Origin of the sequence: Streptomyces spongiicola, from assembly GCF_003122365.1 — a bacterium.
Taxonomy (GTDB): domain Bacteria; phylum Actinomycetota; class Actinomycetes; order Streptomycetales; family Streptomycetaceae; genus Streptomyces; species Streptomyces spongiicola.
In genome coordinates this window covers 5,351,399-5,371,072 of sequence record NZ_CP029254.1, presented here as the reverse complement: position 1 = coordinate 5,371,072, position 19,674 = coordinate 5,351,399, and the positions used below count along the sequence as shown (strand labels likewise).

Genomic DNA, 19,674 nt, shown 5'->3' with positions numbered 1-19,674 from the left:
GTGCCGGTTCAGTCGTCGAGTGCGGGATGATCTCCGCCGTAGGCGTCGATCGTCGCCTCCTGCGCGTCGTGCATGTTGTAGACGGCGAACTGGTCCACTCCCAGCTCGCGCAGCGCCCGCAGCTTCTCGATGTGCGCGGAGGCGGGCCCAGCAGGCAGAAGCGGTCGACGATCTCGTCGGCACGAAGTCCGTGACGGGTTCCCGGCCCGGCGTGGTGGCTGTAGTCGTACCCCTGCCGCTCTTGATGTACGCGGTCAGCGCTCCGCACCATGGCCGATGCTCCCCGTAGCGCGAGACCAGGTCGGCGACGTGGTTGCCGACCATCCGCCGAACCAGCGCACTGTCGCGGGCGTGCGCGAGGGTCGTCGCCCACATACGCCGGCGCGGCCACGAGATCGTGATCGCCTCCGGTCGCGGCCCGCGTCGGCCGCGCCTCGCGGACCGCCTGACCATCACTCGGTCAGGTAGAGGTCGGCGAGCTGGAGGATGAACCCGTCGCCTTCTGCCCGGCGAGGGGCAGGCCTTCGGCCCGTACGCCGCCATCCACACGGGCAGTCTGCCGTCCCGCACCCAGGGAATGCGGATCGGGTTGCCGTCGACGACGCCTCGCGGCCCTCGGCGAGATCGCGGATGACGTCGATCGCCTCGCCGAGCCGGCCAGGTGTTGGCCTGCCGCCGGCCACCCGCATCCCGAGTCGCCGCGGCCGAGATGCGCAGACGGTGCGGTTGCCGAACATGTTCGTTCAGGGTGGCGAAGGTCGAGGCCGTGACTCCCCGTCCGGTCCCGGGTTGGTGACCATGGACCGACGTGCATCTGCCGGTGTGCTCGAGGATCTGACTGTAGATGACGAACGGCTCCTGCCACAGCACCGCCGAGTCGAACGTCCAGCCGTAGCGGAAGCCGTTGCGTTCCGCGCGCCGCATCAGGCCGACGACGCCGAGGCGGCGGGTCCGTCTGCAGACGAGTCCGAAGTCCACGGGACCTCCTGGGTCGGGTTCCGCTGGTTCTAGTTCAGTACTGGCAGGTCGAGCGGGGGGTGAACACGCCGTGGCCGGACCGGCCGGTGAACTCCCGGCGGTCGATGACGACTTCACCGCGCGGACAGCACGGTCTGACCCGTCCGGTGATCCGCTCTGCCCTCGTAGGCCAGTAGTCGACGTTCATGTGGTGGGTCTCGGCGAGAGACCTCCCGCGCGCGGGTCGTACACGACGATGTCGGCGTCGGCGCCGGCGCGATGGTCCCTTCTTCGGGTAGAGGCGAACATCCGGGCGGGCGCGGCGCAGGCGATCTCGATCAGCGGCGGCGGGAGATGTGGCCGTCGAGGACCGCCTGTATGCAGCAGGTCCATCCGGTTCTCCACGCCGGCAGCCCGTTGGGATCTTGGAGAAGTCTCGCGGCCGGAGGTCCTTCTGGCCGGAGAAGCAGAACGGGCAGTGGTCGGTGGAGACGACCTGGAGGCGTTCGCGTCCGCAGCCCGCGCCACAGCGCGGCCTGGTGCTCCCTGGGCCGCAGCGGTGTGCTGCAGACGTACTTGGCGCCCTCGAACCCGGTTCGGCGAGTTGTCGCGTGGACAGGAACAGGTACTGCGGGCAGGTCTCGCCGAAGACCGGCAGTCCTTGTCCGGGCGGCGGCAGTTCGGCGACGGCCTCCTCGGCCGAGACGTGCACGACGTACAGCGGCGCCCCGCGACCCGGCGAGCTGGACGGCCCGTGGGTGGCCTCGGCTCCAGCAGCACCTTGCGGACCTCGCGTGGTGGCGGGGGTCGGTCTCGCCGCGGCCAGGCCTGTTCGACGAGGACGTCGATCGCGATGCCGTCTCCGCGTGCATCATGATCAGCCGCCGTTGCGGTGCCGCGCTGCATGCGCGCAGGATCTGCCGTCGTCGCTGTAGAAGACGCCGGGGTAGGCCATGAACAGCTTGAAGGAGGGGACGCCCTCCTCGACGAGCAGGTCCATCTCCTTCAGGGAGACTCGTGACGTCGGAGAGGATCATGTGGAAGCCGTAGTCGATGCGCAGTTGCCGTCGGCCTTGGCGTACCACGCGTCGATCCCTCGCGCAGGCTCTGGGCCTGGCCTGGACGCGAAGTCCACGATGGTGGTGGTGCCCCCAGGCGGCGGCCCGGGTGCCCGTCTCGAAGGTGTCGACGCGAAGGTGCCGCGAGGGCAGCTCCATGTGGGTGTGGGCGTCGACTCGCCCGGGATGACGTACTTCCCGGTGGCGTCGATGTGCGGTCGGCGGTCCAGCTCCCGCGGCGGCCGAGCCGTGGGCGGCGAGGGCGGCGACGCGGCCGTCCTCGACCAGGACGTCGCGTGGGTCTCGTCGGCGGCGGTCAGGACGAGTCCGCCTCGGATCAGGGTGCGGTGGCTCATGGTCTTCCCTCGCGTGGACTAGAGGCTGCGCAGGGTGCGTTCGAGGATCGAGGCGCCCTCTTCCGCCTCGGCGACGGTGAGGACATCGGTGGCGCGATCCGCAGACGCTGGTGTTGTGTCCGCCGCCCTTGCCGCATGAGCAGTCCGCCTTCGCGGGCGCCTCGAGCGCGCGCGGCCGCCTCCGGACGCCGTCGTCGTGCCCGGACCAGTTCGACGCCGATCATCAGTCCCCGTCCGCGTAACCTCGCGCACGGCGGGATCCCGGCGGCGACGGCGCGGAGCCGCTCGATGAGCAGTCCGCCGACCCGCCGCGCGTTGCCTGCAGATCGTGCTCCAGGAGGTACGAGAGGTTCGCGAGGCCGCGGCCGCGGTGACGGGACCGCCGAACGTGGAGATGGAGTTGGCGTCGATGCGTTCTCACCTCGGCCGGGCGACGACGCCGCGAGGACATGCCGTTGCCGATCCCTTGGCGAGGTGAGGATGTCCGGGGCCGTTCTCGGCGTGCGCCTGCCAGCCCCAGAAGTGCTCTCCGTCCGGCCCCAGCCGGTCTGCACCTCGTCGGCGATCCACAGGATCCCGTGCCGGTCGAGGACTTCGCGGAAGCCGCGTAGAAGCCGTCCGGCGGGAGGTGAGCCGCGACGCCCTGGATGGGCTCGGCGATCAGCGCGGCCACTCGTGGGTGTGGCCGAGCAGGTCCTCCAGGTCGGCGACGCACGCCTCGATGAACTGGGCGTCGGAGAGCCCTGCGTAGGGCGCGGGTGCGCATGCCCCCGTGCACGTACAGGGTCTGCCACCGGGGAGAGGGCCGTCGTGACCAGGAGCGGTTGCGGTGATGGACACGCCGAGAAGAACGGCCGTGGTAGCTGTTGCGCATCGCCAGGATCTGCCCGGACCTGCGGTAGCGGTGGCCAGCAGCAGGCGGTGTCGTTGCGGCCGCGGTTGCGGGGTGGTGAAGAAACCCGGGGGTCGGGGATATGGGACAGGGCGGCGATTCGCTCGGCCAGCTCCACCATGGGCGGTTGAGGTAGAGGTCGAGGAGTGGATGATCCGGCCGGCCTGCTCGCTGACCGCCTTGGTGACCTCGGGCAGGCGTGGCGGTCATGGTGGTCAGGATGCCGCCGAAGAAGTCAGGAGTAGCGGTTGCCGTCCGCGCCCAGACGTGCCGGCCCTCCCCGTGGGTGATTCGACGGCTGCCGTAGTAGAGCACGACCCAGTCGGGATGAGCCGGGCGGTGCCGCCCGTACAGGTCGTTTCACGGCTTGACCAGCCTCGTAGGCGTCGGGCCGCCGGTCGCGGTAGAGGCCACTGCTGCCGCACCTCGTCGATGAGGCCGAAGTCGAGGTCCCTGACGACCAGTTCCTCCTGCTTGTCGCTGGGACGCGCCGACGAACTGTCCGCGCGGGTCGACGAAGTAGCTGGTGCCGTAGAAGTCGTTGCTCGCCGTAACTCCTCCTGGCCGACCCGGTTGATGGCGGCGATGAATACTCGTTGGCGACGGCCGCGGCGGGCTGCTCCAGCTGCCAGAGGTAGGCGGACAGCCCGGAGGTGGCCGACGGTTGTAGACCAACTGGCTCCGGCGAGGCCGACTTGGCGCCAGCCCTCCGGGAAAGTGGCGGTCGTAGCAGATGAAGACGCCACCTTGCCGACGGAGGTGTCGAAGACCGGCCAGCCCGCGTTGCCGGGCCTGAAGTAGTACTTCTCCCAGAATCCCTTGACCTGGGGGATGTGGTGCTTGCGGTACTTGCGAGATAGCTGCCGTCGGCGTCGATCCACCGCGGCGGTTGTTAGTAGACGGCCGGAAGCCCTCCACCTCGAAGACGGGGACGACGATCACCATTCCAGTCTCCCGGCGAGGTCCCTCATGCGGGCACCGGGGCCGTCCGGGACGGGTTCGGCCCAGCGGTAGTGCTCCGGATCCTGCACCTGCAGAAGTACGGGGCGTTGAAGACCTCCTGGAAACCGATGACCTTGGCGCCTTGCCGGCCGCCTCACGGGCCGTGCTCCTCATGCTTGGCGATCATGGATTCGGTGTCGCCGGTCCAGGTGGCATGAACGAGTGCGGCGCGAACGACCGTTGGTCATGAGCTGCTCCTTCGACAAGACGTCGAAGCCTCTACGCCCGTAGACGCGATGCGTAGGAGGAGAAGGTAAGCCCCGTCACACACGGGGGCAAGACCATCGTCGTGAACCCGCAGTGTCGATCATGTTTCGCACCCGAGCGGTCGGCATACAGCCTATACCGTATTTTTTCAGGCGCTGATGAGACCGGCGACGCGCAGCGCATGGACCAGATCGCGTTCCCGCCCGGGCGACACCGCGCGGCGGCGGAGAGCAGTTGTGGCGAGCGGCTGGGTCGGCCGCGGCGATCGCGCCCTTCCTCCGGCGTGCGACCCGGAGAAGGCCGCGAGCAGCGCGTCCGCCTCGCGGCGGCCCCCCGCGTCGCGCGGGCGAACACGGCGTCCGCGATCTCGTCGGTGGGCGGGCGACGCCCTGGCGGAGCAGTCGGCCGCCAGTCCTCGTGCGGCCGCCTCGGCGAGTGGCGGCGGCGGCCTCGGCGAGCCGATCCGGCGGCAGCGAGCCACCTCCAGAGAGGGTGGGCCAGTCGCGCGGCCAGCCCCGAGCGGTGCAGCTCGGCGGCGAGCACGGCACCGGGCGGCGGGCCCCGACGCGGCCTCGCACAGCAGCACATGGCCTCTCCGCCGCGGCCCTCCGCGCGCAGCCGGCTGAGCGTGGCGACGGTCGCCAGGGCCGCGCGGCGATCGTCCTCGCCGACGGGGCGCCCGCCCGCCGGCCCGTCGCGCCGGCCGGCTCCGCGTCCCGTCTCCCCGCCGAAGCGTGCGCCGCGCGGCCGCGCCGTCGGCGACGGGCACTCGGGCACGCCGGGCACCGGACGGCTCGCCCCCGCCGTCGTCCGCCCCGCCGTCGAGCCAGGCGTAGCGCGCCCCGCGCGGCCGCCGCCTGCTCCCTCGGTGCGCTTCACGCCCGGCGCCGGGCGGTCCCTTCCGGGTGAACGGCTTCCGGGCGGCCGCTGCCGGGCGGCCGCGGCTCTCGCCCCGCCGCCTCGGCGCGCCCCGCCCCGGCGTCACGGGCATTGAGGCGCCGGGGTCTGCGGGCGCGCGGGCGCCGCGGACTTCCGTTCCCATCCCGGTCCTGCCCCGCCGGTCGCGGCGGGCCTTCGCCGCCCGTCGTCCGCCGCCTCGGCGTCCCCGTGGACGGAACCACGCACCGGCGCCCCGAACCCGGCGTCCGCTCCGCCCCGCTCCGGCCCGCCCGCGTGATCGGAAGCGCCCCGGGCAGCGGCGCCGCCACGGCCGCGGCTGCCCGCCACCCGCCGTCCGCCGACTCGGCGCCGGCCTCCGGCGCTTCGGCCGGACCTCCGCGTCGACGGGCGCCGGCGATGCCCACGCCCCGCCCACGCCACCGGTTCACCGTCGCGGCTCCCGACGCCGCGCCCCGATCGGCGCCGTGGCCCGGTCCGGGCCGAGGCGTGCGCGCGAACGCTCGGCTGCCGACGTGCGATGGGGCCTGATGCGGGTCCCGGTCGTGGGTGCCGGGCCGAGGGAGGCCCGGGAGGGATGCGAGCGCGGCGATCCGGGCGGCGAGTTCGGCGCATCGCGAGGTCGCGCGGATGTGGTCGTCCTCGGCCCAGGAGAGGTCGCGGGCCAGGTCCCGTACGCGGCGGATGCTCGGGCACGGCGGCCAGCGGCGATTCAGCTCCCGGCCCGCGCCCGCACCCGGGCCTGTTCGCGGCGCATCAGGTCAGCGCTCCGAGGGCTTCGGCCCGCCCGGGCGGCGGTCGTGGGCGGTCGCCGCCGCAGCGTGCAGCCCGCGGGCGTGCGCCGTCTCCCCGTCGTCCGCCGCGAGGTCCTGGAGGAGGGACTCCACCACGTCCCACGGTGGGACCTCGGCCCCTCGTAAACAGGCCGTCAGCCCGTCGGGGTCACGCCGCCAGAAGACCGCGCACCAGCCGCTCTGCGGGTCCAGGCGCTCCACCACCGTACCGAGGTATCGCGCGAAGTCCCCCATCCGGTCGGGGAGTTGCTGCGCCGCCATCGTCTGCCCGCCCTCCGCCTCGGGTTCGCAGGCATTCGACCCCAGCCGTGTTACGGGACGGCTACGGGCGGTTTTCGAAAGCGGTGCGGATCGCTCAACGTGCCCGGAGCTTCACCGCGATGCCGGTGTGCGGGCGCTTGCCCAGACGCACGACCGCGGCGGGGACGTCGACGAGCCGGAACCGCCAGCCGTACTTGCGGCTCAGCAGCTTCCTGACCCTCCCGAGATCGGCCTCTTCCAGCAGTCGTGCCGTACCCTCCGCGGTCTCGGCTCCCTCCCCGACCCTGCCGCGCACGTCGCAGGGGGCCACCGTGACCCGGTCGTCCCGGCGCAGGCGCTTGACCTTCCACGAGTCGGAGCGGGTCCAGACGTACAGTTCACCGCCCTCGGCGGCGAACCACACGGGCGTGGCGACGCCCGTCCCGTCCTTGCGGAAGGTGGTGAGGCTGATGTACTTGGCGCGGTCGAGCTCCTGGAGGTCCACGGGCGCGAGACTACGCCCCGCGGCGCGGGCCCGGTGCCCCGGGCCGGACTCGCGCGGTCCGGGGCACGGAGCCGGAGCCGTGCCGCGGTGCCGGCCGGGCCGGGCCCCATTCCCTCAGGCATGGACGAGCGCGCGGCGCGCTCCGTCGCCGCCCCGTCCGCGCCGCCCCGTCCGCGCCGCCCGGGGCGGCCCCGGGCCCGCGGTCAGGGCAGCCCGGTCCCGGGGCCGGGCGCCCCGGGCTCACGGCCTGATGTCGTCGCAGGCGATCGGCAGATGGCGGGGCCCGCGCAGCACCGCGTTCCCGCGGTACTCGGGCGGGTCCTCCAGCAACCGGGGGTTGACCAGCCGGCGTGCGAGTTCGCTCAGCGCGATCTGGGCCTCCAGGCGGGCGAGGGGCGCGCCGAAGCAGCTGTGCACGCCGCTGCCGAAGCCCAGGTGCCGGATGTCCTCGCGGTCGGGATCGAAGCGGTCGGGGTCCTCGAAGCGCAGCGGGTCGCGGTTGCCCGCGGCCACCACCAGCCACAGGGAGGCGCCCTTCGGGATGGTCACCCCGGCGATCTCGATGTCGGCGAGGGTCGTGCGGTTCGGCACCAGCTGCACCGGGGGTTCGAAACGCAGCAGTTCCTCGACGAGCGGCACGGACAGGTCGGGGTCGGCGCGCAGGCGCTCCAGCACCTGGGGGTTGCGCAGCAGCGTCAGCATGCCGTTGGTGATCAGGTTCACGGTGGTCTCGTGACCGGCGACCAGCAGCAGCGCGGCGGTGCTGAGCAGTTCCATCGTGGACATCGAACCGTCCGGCCCCTTGAGGGTGGCCAGTTCGGAGAGCATGTCCTTCTGCGGGTTCCGGCGCCGCTCCTCGATCAGCCCGGCCAGGTACATGCCGAGTTCGGTGCGGGCCTGCTGGGTGATCCTGTCCCGCTCGGTCGGGTCCTGGCCCGGCATCGGGTCCAGGCTGGCCGCGAGGGTGTCGGCCCAGCCGTGGAAGCGCTGCTCGTCCTCGCGCGGCACCCCGAGCAGACGGCAGATCACGGTCACGGGGAACGGGTACGAGAACTGCTCGACCAGGTCGATCCGGTCGGTGCCGCCGATGCCTCCGATCAGGTCCGAGACGATTCCGCCCAGTTCGCCGCGCATCTCGTGCACCCGGTGGGGCTCGTGGGGCGGTCCGAAGGAGGTGTTCGTCAGGCGGCGCAGCCTGTCGTGCTCCGGCGGGTCGAGCCGGATGAAACTGGGCGGCAGCGTCGTCTCCTCGTCCTGCTGCTGGTCCTGCACGTCGATGCCCGACGGCCGGGTCATGTTGCGGGAGTCGGAGCTGACCCGTGGGTCGTGCAGAAGGGTCAGGACCTCGTCGTAGGTGCTCACGACGTAGGCGCCGTCGTCCTCGTTCAGCACGGGCGTCTTCCGGAGTTCCGCGTACAGGGGGTACGGGTCGTGGCGGTTCTCGTACTCGAGGATCTGCCGCAGCAGGCTGCCTTGGGTCATGGCGGATTCCTTGTGCTCGCTCACGGCGTCAGTGCCGGCCGGGGGTGAAGGTCATGCGCCGGTCGGCCGGCGAGTAGCCGCTGAGGGTGACGGTGGGTCCGTGGGTGGGCAGCGACGGGTCGGGGAAGTCGGCCGGTACGGGACGTGCTCCCTCCGGCCGGCGGTCGACCGTCGGGAACGGCGGCGGGAACGGCGCCGTCGTCTCGATGAGATGCTCGTAGAACGGCAGCCAGCGCGCCTGGTCGAAGGTGACGGCGCCGATGACGCGGTCCTGGTACCCGTACACCCCCACGAACCGCCGCTCGGCGAGCGAGCCCTGGGAGACCAGGAGTTCCGTGCCCATGGACGGCACTCCAACCGACTTGATGTTGACGCCGAACTGGGAGGACCAGAAGGCCGGGACCCACATGTGGGGGCGGCGGTCGACGCTGTCGCAGAGCATGTTGTGCGCGGCGGTCTCGGCCTGGCTGACGGCGTTGCCCCAGTGCTCCAGCGACAGGAACTGGTACCCGAACAGCGGATGCGGCGACCGCGCCACGTCACCGGCGACGAAGACGTCGTCGGTGACGATGCCCCGGATGTCGAACGCCCGGCAGCCGGCGTCGCAGGCGATGCCCCGGGGGCCGGCCCCCAGCCCCGATCCGGCGAGCCACTCGGTGTTGCGCGTCGCGCCGAGCGCGACGACCACGACGTCGGCCTCGACCGAGGAGCCGTCGGAGAGATGGGCGGCCCGCACCCGACCGGCCGAGTCCCCCTCGAGCCCGGTCACCATCACGCCCGTGCGCAGATCCACCCCGTGCTCGCGCTGGAGTTCGGCGGCCACCGCGCCGACGACGCCGCCGAGCGCGCCGACGAGGGGCGCGGCTCCGCGTTCCGCGACCGTCACGGGGATGCCCCGCTCACGGCAGGCGGAGGCGATCTCCGAGCCGGTGAAGCCCGCGCCGATGACGAGCACCCGGCGGGGCCCGTCCGCGAGGTGCTTCTGCAACGCGGTCGCGTCGTCACGGGTCCGCAGGACGAAGACCCCGTCGAGCGCGGCCTCGCCGTCGTGCGGCCACGGCCGGGCGCGGACCCCGGTGGTGATCAGCAGCCGGTCGTACTCGACCTCCTCGCCGTCGGCCAGCCGGACGCGTTTGGCGGCCATGTCGAGCCCGGTGGCGGCCGTGCCGAGCCGCCAGTCGGCCTCCAGGGCCGCGCGCCGGGGCAGGGCGGTGTGGTCCGGAGTGGTCCTGCCGAGCAGGACCCCCTTGGAGAGCGGGGGCCGGTCGTACGGTTCGTGGGGCTCGTCGCCGACCATCGTGAGTGTGCCGGCGAAGCCCTCCAACCGCAGGGTCTCCGCGGCCCTGAGACCGGCCAGGGAGGCGCCGACGACGACGATGCGCCCTTCGCGCTTGAACCGTTCGAGGTGTCCGTCAGCGGGCATCGCACGCCTCCCCGGCGGTCACGGTCTCGTCGGACCGGTCCACGAGGATGGCCTGTACGGGACACGCGGCCACGGCACGGGCCACGTCCTCCCGGAACGCCTCGTCGGGCCGGGGCTTGTACAGCAGCGCTTCCTCGCCGTGCATTTCGAAGACGTCCGGGGCGAGGAAGGCGCACTGCGCGTACCCCTGGCACCGGTTGAGATCGACGACAACTCTCACGACGGATCAGCCCTTCCCGTTGCCTTGTGACTCCCCCGAACCAGCATGCGGGCGCCGGGGCCGTCCCGCTCGCCGGGGCGTGCCGGAGGAGTGAGCGGACGGGGCCGGGATCCGGCCGCACGAGCGGGCCGGCGGGCGAGACCGGGACACCGCGGCGGGCGGCCCGGGCCGCGACCTGCCGTGAACCGCCGGCCGCCGTTCACGGCAGGTCGGCCGGCTGCGGCCGGGACCTCATCCGGAGCCTGAGCAGATGGGCGCCGATCATCGCGGACCAGGCCGGGAAGACCAGTTCCGACCATGGGAAGCTGGGGCCCGCGAACAGCAGCACCAGGCCTGCCGCGTATCCGACGGCGGTGAGCGGCCGGGGGATCACGCCGAGCCGGTGGCCGATGGTCGAGGTCGCGAAGATGAAGACCGCCGCCATCCGCATCGCGTACGTGGTCAGCAGCGTGTACGCGAAGTCGCGGCCGAACTCCGAGGGCTGCTGGTCGGCGAGGATGCTGCCCGCCGCCGACGCGGCCCCGAAGATGGTGGCCACGAACACTAGGCCGCTGCCGAGGAACACCGTCGCGACGAGCTTGTCCTCCCGCTCCCCCACCTGGGCCCGCAGTGCGCCCATGAACCACAGGAAGAAGATCCCGGCGAACGGGACCAGCTCCAGTGCCGCGCGCACCGCGCGCCGCCGGTCGGGGCTGAGGGCCTCAGCGCCGAGATCGGTGGCACCCTCGGGGATCGCCAGCCGCATCAGCACGATCGCGGCGGCCAGCAGCACCGCGAACACGATCCCGGCCAGCCCCGCGGCGCGGGGGGTGCGCAGTCGCTCCCTGCTCGGATCCATGGCCTGCTCGCTTTCTGTCCCTTCCAGCAAGCAGCGGGAGGGCGGCGGAGCGCCACCGGGGCCGCCCGTGAGGGTGAACCCGGCTGCCCGCCGCGGCCGTTAGCCGCGCACCCCCGCGGTGGCGGCCGGCGCCACCGACCCGCGCTACGGGCCCACACGCCAAGCCCGCGCCACCGGCACGCGCCACCGACCCGCACGCCAAGCCCACGCCACCGGCCCGCGCCACCGACCCGCACGCCAAGCCCACGCCACCGGCCCGCGCCACCGGCCCGCGCTACCGGCCCGCGGGGCGCACCACCATCGCCGAGCCGCCGCCGCGCCGCGCCTTCTCCGCCGCGGCCACCCAGCGGCCGTCCGGCAGGCGCTGCACCCCCGTCGCGGCGCCGATCTCCGGGTTCTGGCGGAAGGCGTGGCCCAGGGCCTCTAGCTCCGCCCTCAGCGGGCTGTTCCACAGCTCCGGCTCGAGTTCGGTGGTGGTCTGGTTGCGCTGGCTGGCTCGCGGGGCGGCGATCGCGTCGGCCAGGGGCAGGCCGCGGTCGACGACGCCGTTGAGCGTCTGCAGGACGGTGGTGATGATCGTCGCCCCGCCGGGGGAGCCGAGCGCCAGCACGGGCCGGGACCGGTCGTCCAGGACGATCGTCGGGGACATGGAGGAGCGCGGCCGCTTGCCGGGGCCCGGGAGGTTCGGGTCGTGCACGGCCGGGTCGGCCGGGGCGAAGGAGAAGTCCGTCAACTCGTTGTTGAGCAGGAAGCCCCGGCCGGGCACCGTGATGCCGCTGCCGCCGGTCGACTCGATCGTCAGGGTGTAGGCGACGACGTTGCCCCACCGGTCGGCGACGGTGAGATGGGTGGTGCTCTCGCCCTCGTACGTCGTCGGGACGGCGCGGCCCTCCGATCCGCACGGCCGGGGGGAGCGCGGATCGCCGGGCGGGAGGGGGCTGGTGAGGACGGAGTCGTCGCGGATGAGGCAGGCCCGGCTGTCCGCGTACCGCTGGGAGAGCAGCTCCCGTACCGGCACGTCCTCGAAGGCCGGGTCGCCGACCCAGCGCCCCCGGTCGGCGAAGGTGATGCGGCTCGCCTCGATGAAGCGGTGCAGGTACTTCGCCTCGGACAGCCCGGCGAGGTCGGTCCGCTCCAGGATGTTCAGCGCCTCGCCGACGCTGGTGCCGCCGGACGAGGACGGGGCCATGCCGTAGACGTCGAGCCCCCGGTACGCCACCCTCGTCGGCTGCCTGCGGACCGTCTCGTACGTCGCGAGGTCACGGAGCGTCAGATCGCCGGGCCGGACGACGCGGGTGGCGCCCTCGCGCACCTCCGGGGCCCGCACGGTGCCGACGATGTCGCGGGCGACGCCGCCCCGGTACATCACCCGGGTGCCCTTGCGGCCGATCTCCGCGTAGGTGCGGGCCAGATCGGGGTTCCTGAAGACCGATCCGGGCTCCGGCAGCCGGCCGCCCGGCAGGAACAGCTCGGCACTGGCCGGGAAGTCCCGGAACCGGGCCTCGTTCGCCCGGGTCTGGCTGCGGAAGGTCTCGTCGACGGTGAAGCCGTTCCTCGCCAGCCGCTCCGCGGGCTTCAGCAGCTGAGCCAGCGGACGGCTGCCCCAGGCGGCGAGCGCCGCTTCCCAGGTCGCGGGGGTGCCGGGGGTGCCCACCCCCAGACCGCTGGTCACGCCCTCCGCGAACGGGATGGGCTTTCCGTTCTCCTGGAACAGTGCGGCGCCGGCCGAGCGCGGGGCGGTCTCGCGCCCGTCGATGGTGTGGACCCTGCGCTTGCCCGCGTCGTAGTAGACGAAGTAGCCGCCACCGCCGATGCCCGCGGAGTACGGCTCGGTGACCCCGAGCGCCGCCGCGGTGGCGACCGCCGCGTCCACGGCGTTGCCGCCGCGCCTCAGCACCTCGATGCCCACCGCCGAGGCGTCGGCGTCGACGCTCGCGACGGCACCGCCGTACCCGGTGGCCACGGGCTCCTTCACCGGTGCGGCCACCGGGTCGGGCGCCCGCGGTGGCGTCGGCGGCGCGGCGGCGCCGGCCGTCAGCACGGCCAGCAGGGCGGTGAAGACCACGGTGAGCGGAGCGTGACGGGCGACTCTGCGACCCATGCGTACCTCCATCCGGCGGACGTCCGCGCAGCGTAACGCCACCGCGCACCGGCCGTCAGGACCGCCTCGGGGCCGACTCACGGCGGTCCCGGGATGGCCTCGGGACCGACTCACGGCGGTCCCGCGACGGCCTCACGACGGCACGGGGACCGGCTCGGGGCGGACCCACGACAGGCCCGGGATGGCCTCGGGACCGACTCACGGCGGTCCCGCGACGGGCTCACGACGGCACGGGGACCGGTTCAGGGGCCCGTCGAGACCGGATCGGAACGACATCGACCATCGCTCCGCCCCGGCCGCTAGCATGCGCGCCCATGAGCGAAGACCTGCGCAATATCGTGCTCGGTGTGGTGGCCGCCGGTGTCAGCGCCTACCTCGGCTGGGCGTTCCGGACCCATCTTTGGCGGCGCAGGCTGCGCCGGAAGCGGGCCTTCTTCGGGCTCCCCGGGAACTCCGAGTGCCTGCTCGTGGTCAACCGCGACTCCGACGCCGACGGGGCCGTGCACCGCTTCGACGTGTTCGCGCTGCTGGAACTCTCCGCGCTGATCAAGGACTGCGGGGCGCGGGCGCAGATACTCCGGCACGACATCGCCCAGCTCGGCTTCGGCGAGCGCACCGAGTTCTGCGTCGGTGGACCCTTCTCCAACCGCCGCACAGCGGCTCATCTGGGCAGTCTGCTGCCGGGAGTGAGGATCGACACGGAAGCGGCGACAGGCCCGGAACGCGCCGCGTTCCGGGTCGGTACCGAGCGCTACGAGCTGGAGGCGGGCAGCACCGAGTACGTGCTCCTGGCCCGGCTGACCAAGGGCGAGGGCGGCCGGCCGGTCTTCCTCTTCTGCGGTCAGCGCGCCATCACCAACCAGGCCGCGACGCGCTATCTGGCCCGCCATCACGAGAGGCTCGCCCGCAAGCACGGCTCGGACTCATTCGTCCTGCTGCTGAAGGTCGTCAACACCCAGGCGTACGGGCCCGATGTCGTCGAACTGGTCGCCGACGTGACCCGCGCCGCGCAGACGCCGGTCGCGGCCGGCGAGCCGGACCCGGCACCGGCGCCGTGACGCACCTCCCCGTGGCGGCGGACGGCCGGGCCGCGTCACCGCCACGGCCAGGCCCCGACGCGTACGGGCCCCGACGCGTACGGGTCCCGCCGGCGCCCCGGTGCCGGCCAGATCCGCTGCGGCCTCGCCTCTTTCGGGGATGACACGTCCCGGCGTCACAGGCTCTGCATCGCATCGCGGTTTCGCCTTGACCGGGTCGTCCCGGCCGACGTTGGGCCGGAGGGGAACGGCCGAGGCTCCCCGGCACCCTGGACCGCTTCGCGGGACCGCCCCCACCCCCTCGTTCCCGTTCCTCCCCCTCGTTCCCGTTCCTCCCCCTCGATCCCGCTCCTCCCCCGGTGGTTCGACGCAGTCCGGCGGTCCGAGCGCTACGGCACCCCCCGGCGGATCAGTGGCGCGGCGAAGCCCCACACCACGGTCTCCGACACCAAGGAGAGCGGCACCCTCGTCGCCTACCTCCACGACGTGGGGCCGCTCGGCCTCGGCAAGCCGGTCGGCCATGCGCCGGACACGTTCCACGGCCGGACTCCGGGCAAGCCGTTCCCCGTAGACCTGGAGCTGTTCTCCACCGCCTACGACGTCCCGGCCGGCCATCGCCCGGCCCCGGTCGTCGACACAGTCGACCCGCTCTGCATCGAGCACAACCCGTCCGGCGCACGGCTGACCTTCTCCTCACCCGCGACCGACCCCTCGTATATGTGTCGGTCCCGTTGCGCGAGCAGTGATCTCCGGCCGGCGCCGAGCCGGGCACGGCTCTACGAGCTACCGCCCGGCTCCGGGGGACGCGCGACGCACACGCGCTCCATGACGACATCACTCAACTCGATCAGCGGATCGACGGCCATACGCTGCTCTGCCCCAATCTCGGTGGTGTCGAGGTCAGCGCAAACTATCCAGCCCGGCAAGGCACTTCACGACCCGACACGCACCGGATAGGACAAAAGCGGTAATAGCCATCTAAAGGGATCGAAGTCGGGTCAGGCCTCGGCCGCCTCCGCGTACACCTGGGACAGCTCGGGCGATCCGTGCACCGCCCAGTCGAGCCCCGCCTCCACCACGTTGACCTCGCGCCCGGAGGCGAGCCGCACCACGGGGTGGCCGCCCGGCCAGACGTGCCAGGCGGCGCCCCGCACGGTACGGACGATCACCGTGCCCAGGTAGAGCCCCGCGTCGTTCCCCAGCCAGGGAAGCTCCTCCGGGTCGTCCCGCCAGCGCGGGGGCAACTGGTCCAGCGCCTCCAACGAGGAAGGGGTGTCGTCGAGTTCGAGCCCCTGCCGGCCCACCGTCGCCCGCAGCAGCGCGCACTCGGACAGCAGCTCCGCCACACCCTCCGGATCGCCCCCGGGCGCGGACACCGGCGACTGCCCCCGGGGGCCGCCGTGCCTTCTGCGCCAGCCGTCCAAGAATGGGATGTTCATACCGATCAGCCTCGCATTCCCGTGGACGGGCACACCACTGGGCGCGCGGACGCCGACCGGAGAGTGTGCCCCGGGCGCTGGAGGGCGCCGCTCAGAGATCGAGGTCGACCACCACGGGGGCGTGGTCCGAGGCGCCCTTGCCCTTGCGCTCCTCGCGGTCGACATAGCTGTCCTTGACGGCCGCGGTGAACGGCTCGTTGCCGTACACCAGGTCGATGCGCATACCCCGGTTCTTGGGGAAGCCCAGCTGGCGGTAGTCCCAGTACGTGAACGGGTGGTCGTACTTCAGCGGGCGCGGGACCACGTCGGCGAGGCCCGCCTCGCGCAGCCCGGCCAGTGCGGCGCGCTCCGGCCCGGTCACATGGGTCATCCCCTCGAAGAAGGACGGATCCCACACGTCGTCGTCGGTCGGCGCGATGTTGTAGTCGCCGAGCACCGCGAACGGGCGGCCGGACGCCGCGTCCTCCGCGACCGCGGCCCTCAGCGCCTCCAGCCAGGCCAGCTTGTACGCGTAGTGCTCATGGGCGACCTCGCGGCCGTTCGGCACGTACACCGACCAGACGCGGACCGGGCCGCAGGTGGCGCTCACCGCCCGGGGCTCCTGCACTCCGCCGTACTCCGGGCCGCCGGGGAGGCCCTTCACGACGTCCTCGAGGCCCACCCGGGAGAGCACCGCCACACCGTTCCACCTGCCGTCGGCGTTGACCGCGGACTCGTAGCCGAGCTCCTTGAGGGCGTCCACCGGGAACTGCTCGGCGGTGCACTTGGCCTCCTGGACGCACAGCACGTCCGTGCCGCTGCCCTCCAGCCAGGCCAGCAGCCGCGGCAGGCGGGCGGTGATCGAATTGACGTTGAAGGTGGCGATGCGCATGCCGTCAAGCGTAGCCGCGGGGTCGGACAGCCACGGGGTCGGACAGCCACGGGCGAACCGGGGGTCCCCCACCGGAGCCGGGCGCGCCCGGCCCGGGGGCGGCCTGCACCGGCGGGCCTCAGATCCCGGTGGACTCCCCGGAGGCGAGCCGGCGGTGCCCGGCGCCGCCCAGGTTCTGGATGTGGGTGTCGTAGACGGGGCGGGCGAGGTCGGTGAGCAGGGCGTCGTGGATGTCGATCGCCTGCCGCGGTCCGATCTCGCGGACGTAGTCGATGACCTCCGCGACCTTGTTCCACGGGGCCATCACGGGGAGCATCAGCGTGTCCACCGGCTCGCCGGGGACGGTGAGGGCGTCGCCCGGGTGGAACACCGAACCGTCCACGAGGAACCCGACGTTGGTGATCCGCGGCAGGTCCGGATGGATCACGGCGTGCAGTTCGCCGTGCACCCGCACGTCGAAGCCGGCCGCGGTGAAGGCGTCGCCGTCGCCGACGGTGTGCACCCTGCCGGGGAAGGCGGCCGAGAGCTGCCCGGCGACGCTGCGGAGGGTCCAGACCTCGACGGCGGGGTCGGCGTCGAGCGCGACCCGGAGCCGCTCCTCGCTGAAGTGGTCCGGGTGCTCGTGCGTGACGAGCAGGGCGTCGGCCCCGGCGGCGGCGTCGGGCTCGCTGAAGACCCCGGGATCGATGACGAGTGTCCGCCCGGCCTTCTCCAGGCGGATGCAGGCGTGCGACTTCTTGGTGAGCTTCACGGGGACGGCCTTCCTCTCGCGTCCGGGCCCCGCGCGACGGGGGTGCACCCGGTTCCCCGGGCCGGCCCTGCTCCTCCCGCCCCTTCGTCGCCGCCCCTTCGTCACCCGCCCCTTCCCGAACGGGGTGCGGCCCCCGGGCGCGGGCCGGGACGGCGCGCACGGGAGGGACCGGGCGGGAGGAACCGGGCGGGGAGTGCGGGGCGCGCGGCGCCGGGCGCTCAGTCGCGCGGAGTGGTCTCCTCCAGGATCACAGACCGGGCGACCCGGAAGGCGGCGTTCGCCGCCGGGACGCCGCAGTAGACGGCGGCCTGGATGAGGATCTCGCGGATCTCCGTGGGGGTGAGGCCGTTGCGCAGGGCTGCGCGGGTGTGGAAGGCCAGTTCCTCCAGGTGACCGCCGGCCACCAGGACCGTGAGGGTGACCACGCTGCGGGTCCGCCGGTCGAGGCCCTCCCGGGACCAGACCTCCCCCCAGGCGTAGCGCGTGACCAGCTCCTGGAAGTCCGCGGTGAACTCGTCCCCCGCGGCCATCGCCTGGTCGACGTGCGCGTCACCGAGCACCGCGCGCCTGACCTTCATCCCGGCCTCGTAGGGGTCGGGCCGCATCGCGCCCTCGGGGTGGGGCTGCTCGGCGGCCGGGGCGATCTCGGCGACGGGGGTCACGGGCGCTGAGGCGCAGGGGACGGAAGGAGCGGAAGGAGCAGACGGAGCAGACACGGCGGAAGAAACGGACGGGGCGGAGGGGGCGGATTGCGGCGCGGGGGCCGTCTGGAGGGTGTCCTGCCAGGCCAGGGAGAAATGCCGTACGAGCAGGTCGGTCACCGCCGCCGGCTGCTCCACGGGCGCGAGGTGCGAGGCTCCGGGGACCAGGGCGAGCCGTGCGTCCGGTATCCCGGCGACCAGCGTGCGCGCCTCGGCGGGCCCGGTCAGCTGGTCGTCGGAACCGACCAGGACCAGCGTCGGCACACCCACCCGCCCCAGCTCGGCCCGTGCGTCGAAGGCGGCCAGCGCCTCGCAGGCGGCGATGTAGCAGCCGGGGTCGGTGGTACGCACCATCTGGACGGCCCACTCCACGATGGCGGGCTGCGCGGCGGCGAAGCCCGGGGTGAACCAGCTCTCGGGCGCCGCCCGCGCCATCGGGTCGAGACCGTTGGTGCGGACGATCACACCGCGCTGGCGGAACTCGTCCGCCGTGCCGAACCTCGGTGACGCGGCCACCAGGGCGAGCGAGGCGATCCGGTGCGGGATCCGCAGCGCCAGGTCGATGCCGACCGCGCCGCCGATGGAGCAGCCCGCGTAGCCGAAGCGCTGGACACCGAGTTCGTCGAGTGTGGCGGCGAGCCGGTCGGCGAGTTCGGTCACCGACCCGGCCGGGAGGGCCGGGGCGCCGCCGTGCCCCGGCAGGTCGAAGCGCAGCACCCGCCACCGCCGCGACAGCTCCGGCACCTGCCGGTCCCACATGTGCCAGGTGGTACCCAGTGAGGGACCCAGGATCAGGACCGGGGCGTCTTCCGGCCCGTCGAAGCGGTATTGCAGGGTGTTCGGTGGTGTCTCACTCACCCGCCTGAGCCTCTCATCCGTCACGGGACGTCACATCGCCGGGGTGGATCAGCGGGCCTTGTCCCGCTCCGGCGCTGCCGGGCCTGCCGGCGAGAGCCAAGGTACATATTCCGCGCGGCGCCAGGGGCACCGCGTGAGCCGGGAGGGCGGTCCCGTCGGGGGGTGGCCGCCGTCGGAGAAGGCCGCCGGCCGTGGTCTGGTGCGCCGGCCCGGCCGTGCCCGGCTGCGTCCCGTCCCCCGCGCCCGAAGAAGCGGGCGGCGGCTCACGGCCGCGGTCGGCGGCTCGCCCCGCTCCGGGGGCGGCGTACTCCGGCCATGTGGCCGGTGCACTCCGCCGCCTGCCGGATCCGCGCCGCCGGCTTCGCCGGCACGGGGGTCCTCACATGTCGCGAGCGATCACCCGCGTGTCACCGACATCGCGGACGCAACCACACCACACGGCGATGACGGGGCCTACGCACTCGCCCCGGACCAACTGGACGCCCGTGGACGGTTTCTACGACAGGTGCCGGGCCGCGCGATCGCGGCACCGGATCAGGGGGTCGCGGTCGAGACCACGAACACCATGGGTGCGGACGGGTCGGTCAGGTCCACGGCGATGTCCTGGCTGGGGCGGGGGCCGGGCTGACGGTGCGAGGCACCGGCCCACGCCGCGTCGGGCCCGAACACCCAGCCGACGGTTTCGGCGTCGCGCGCGCCGACGGGCACCGCTCCGGTCCTCAGCCGCGCACGGCTGGTACCGATGTCGTTCAGGAAGGCGTCGAGTCCGTCCGCGGTCGTCCGGAACTTGACGTACAGCCGGCTCGACTTCCAGTTGCTGGTCTCGTAGTAGGCGACCTCGGTGGACCGGGCGGGGATGGGCACCTCGAAGACGCGGCGCTTCATCCTGGACGGCCAGTTGTCGCGCAGCCCGGTCGCCGACGACTCGGCCTCCTTGTCCCGGCCGCTCTCCCTGCTCTGCTCGGCGGAGGTCACCAGGTATCCGGCGGGGACTCCGATGAGCAGCACGATGACGACCGCGGTCAGCGCGCGGCGCCAGACCATG

Annotated in this window: 14 protein-coding genes and 4 pseudogenes; 2 read left to right on the top strand and 16 right to left on the bottom strand. The window is 73.2% G+C overall.

The features are described from left to right. Nucleotides 1-8: 8 nt before the first annotated feature. The 11 genes and pseudogenes from DDQ41_RS23580 to ggt form a co-directional block, all read right to left on the bottom strand. Nucleotides 9-978: pseudogene (locus tag DDQ41_RS23580) on the bottom strand (TIGR03842 family LLM class F420-dependent oxidoreductase). 34 nt (nucleotides 979-1,012) lie between these two features. Then, a pseudogene (hydA, locus tag DDQ41_RS23575) lies at nucleotides 1,013-2,371 on the bottom strand (dihydropyrimidinase). Between the two features lie 18 nt (nucleotides 2,372-2,389). Beyond that, nucleotides 2,390-3,578, bottom strand: a pseudogene (locus tag DDQ41_RS23570) (aminotransferase class III-fold pyridoxal phosphate-dependent enzyme). Further along, nucleotides 3,479-4,144: a nitrilase-related carbon-nitrogen hydrolase gene (locus DDQ41_RS32640; RefSeq protein WP_162602721.1), complete on the bottom strand. Its 666-nt coding sequence runs from the start codon at nucleotides 4,142-4,144 to the stop codon at nucleotides 3,479-3,481. The pseudogene DDQ41_RS23570 and the gene DDQ41_RS32640 overlap by 100 nt, the downstream one beginning before the upstream one ends. 1,986 nt (nucleotides 4,145-6,130) lie before the next feature. After that, the gene (locus DDQ41_RS31430; protein WP_174720317.1) at nucleotides 6,131-6,424 is read right to left on the bottom strand and encodes a hypothetical protein; all 294 of its coding nucleotides are present in this window, start codon (nucleotides 6,422-6,424) and stop codon (nucleotides 6,131-6,133) included. Between the two features lie 94 nt (nucleotides 6,425-6,518). Next, nucleotides 6,519-6,908, bottom strand: coding sequence for a PPOX class F420-dependent oxidoreductase (locus tag DDQ41_RS23555; protein WP_109296266.1), 390 nt, complete (start codon nucleotides 6,906-6,908; stop codon nucleotides 6,519-6,521). A gap of 240 nt (nucleotides 6,909-7,148) precedes the next feature. Continuing rightward, nucleotides 7,149-8,390, bottom strand: a complete 1,242-nt coding sequence (locus tag DDQ41_RS23550) for a cytochrome P450 (RefSeq protein WP_109296265.1) — start codon at nucleotides 8,388-8,390, stop codon at nucleotides 7,149-7,151. Between the two features lie 28 nt (nucleotides 8,391-8,418). Next, a complete protein-coding gene (locus DDQ41_RS23545; protein WP_109296264.1) occupies nucleotides 8,419-9,813 on the bottom strand; it encodes an NAD(P)/FAD-dependent oxidoreductase in 1,395 nt (464 codons plus the stop codon). After that, nucleotides 9,803-10,033 carry a ferredoxin gene (locus DDQ41_RS23540; protein WP_109296263.1) on the bottom strand — a complete coding sequence of 77 codons (231 nt, stop codon included), beginning with the start codon at nucleotides 10,031-10,033 and terminating at the stop codon, nucleotides 9,803-9,805. Before DDQ41_RS23540 ends, DDQ41_RS23545 begins: the two co-directional genes overlap by 11 nt. A 199-nt stretch (nucleotides 10,034-10,232) precedes the next feature. After that, nucleotides 10,233-10,871: a hypothetical protein gene (locus DDQ41_RS23535; RefSeq protein ID WP_109296262.1), complete on the bottom strand. Its 639-nt coding sequence runs from the start codon at nucleotides 10,869-10,871 to the stop codon at nucleotides 10,233-10,235. A 274-nt stretch (nucleotides 10,872-11,145) separates the two neighbouring features. Continuing rightward, entirely contained in the window at nucleotides 11,146-12,972 is a 1,827-nt protein-coding gene (gene ggt / locus DDQ41_RS23530) for a gamma-glutamyltransferase (RefSeq protein ID WP_174720316.1), read from the bottom strand. A 314-nt stretch (nucleotides 12,973-13,286) separates the two neighbouring features. On the opposite strand from ggt, the gene DDQ41_RS23525 reads away from it, so the two are divergent. Next, nucleotides 13,287-14,030: a hypothetical protein gene (locus DDQ41_RS23525; RefSeq protein WP_109296260.1), complete on the top strand. Its 744-nt coding sequence runs from the start codon at nucleotides 13,287-13,289 to the stop codon at nucleotides 14,028-14,030. 318 nt (nucleotides 14,031-14,348) lie between these two features. Next, a pseudogene (locus tag DDQ41_RS23520) lies at nucleotides 14,349-14,755 on the top strand (CocE/NonD family hydrolase C-terminal non-catalytic domain-containing protein); the annotation flags it as partial. Nucleotides 14,756-15,007: 252 nt separating this feature from the next. Here DDQ41_RS23520 and DDQ41_RS23515 read toward each other — a convergent pair. From DDQ41_RS23515 to DDQ41_RS23495, 5 genes are all read right to left on the bottom strand, one after another. After that, a complete protein-coding gene (locus DDQ41_RS23515) occupies nucleotides 15,008-15,448 on the bottom strand; it encodes a DUF6278 family protein (protein ID WP_109296259.1) in 441 nt (146 codons plus the stop codon). A gap of 91 nt (nucleotides 15,449-15,539) precedes the next feature. Continuing rightward, entirely contained in the window at nucleotides 15,540-16,319 is a 780-nt protein-coding gene (locus DDQ41_RS23510; RefSeq protein WP_109296258.1) for an exodeoxyribonuclease III, read from the bottom strand. Between the two features lie 118 nt (nucleotides 16,320-16,437). Continuing rightward, nucleotides 16,438-17,070 carry an MBL fold metallo-hydrolase gene (locus tag DDQ41_RS23505; protein ID WP_109296257.1) on the bottom strand — a complete coding sequence of 211 codons (633 nt, stop codon included), beginning with the start codon at nucleotides 17,068-17,070 and terminating at the stop codon, nucleotides 16,438-16,440. 218 nt (nucleotides 17,071-17,288) lie between these two features. Further along, nucleotides 17,289-18,629: a bifunctional 3-oxoadipate enol-lactonase/4-carboxymuconolactone decarboxylase PcaDC gene (gene pcaDC, locus DDQ41_RS23500; RefSeq protein ID WP_109296256.1), complete on the bottom strand. Its 1,341-nt coding sequence runs from the start codon at nucleotides 18,627-18,629 to the stop codon at nucleotides 17,289-17,291. A gap of 534 nt (nucleotides 18,630-19,163) precedes the next feature. Next, complete coding sequence (locus tag DDQ41_RS23495) at nucleotides 19,164-19,673, bottom strand: hypothetical protein (protein WP_109297910.1); 510 nt, start codon at nucleotides 19,671-19,673, stop codon at nucleotides 19,164-19,166. Nucleotide 19,674 lies beyond the last annotated feature (1 nt).

What these genes read in the sequence shown, in the direction of transcription:
- DDQ41_RS31430 (WP_174720317.1), bottom strand. Translation starts at nt 6,424, where the DNA reads ATGGCGGCGCAGCAACTCCCCGACCGGATGGGGGACTTCGCGCGATAC.
- DDQ41_RS23550 (WP_109296265.1), bottom strand. Translation starts at nt 8,390, where the DNA reads ATGACCCAAGGCAGCCTGCTGCGGCAGATCCTCGAGTACGAGAACCGC.
- DDQ41_RS23545 (WP_109296264.1), bottom strand. Translation starts at nt 9,813, where the DNA reads ATGCCCGCTGACGGACACCTCGAACGGTTCAAGCGCGAAGGGCGCATC.
- DDQ41_RS23535 (WP_109296262.1), bottom strand. Translation starts at nt 10,871, where the DNA reads ATGGATCCGAGCAGGGAGCGACTGCGCACCCCCCGCGCCGCGGGGCTG.
- ggt (WP_174720316.1), bottom strand. Translation starts at nt 12,972, where the DNA reads ATGGGTCGCAGAGTCGCCCGTCACGCTCCGCTCACCGTGGTCTTCACC.
- DDQ41_RS23525 (WP_109296260.1), top strand. Translation starts at nt 13,287, where the DNA reads ATGAGCGAAGACCTGCGCAATATCGTGCTCGGTGTGGTGGCCGCCGGT.
- DDQ41_RS23515 (WP_109296259.1), bottom strand. Translation starts at nt 15,448, where the DNA reads ATGAACATCCCATTCTTGGACGGCTGGCGCAGAAGGCACGGCGGCCCC.
- DDQ41_RS23510 (WP_109296258.1), bottom strand. Translation starts at nt 16,319, where the DNA reads ATGCGCATCGCCACCTTCAACGTCAATTCGATCACCGCCCGCCTGCCG.
- DDQ41_RS23495 (WP_109297910.1), bottom strand. Translation starts at nt 19,673, where the DNA reads ATGGTCTGGCGCCGCGCGCTGACCGCGGTCGTCATCGTGCTGCTCATC.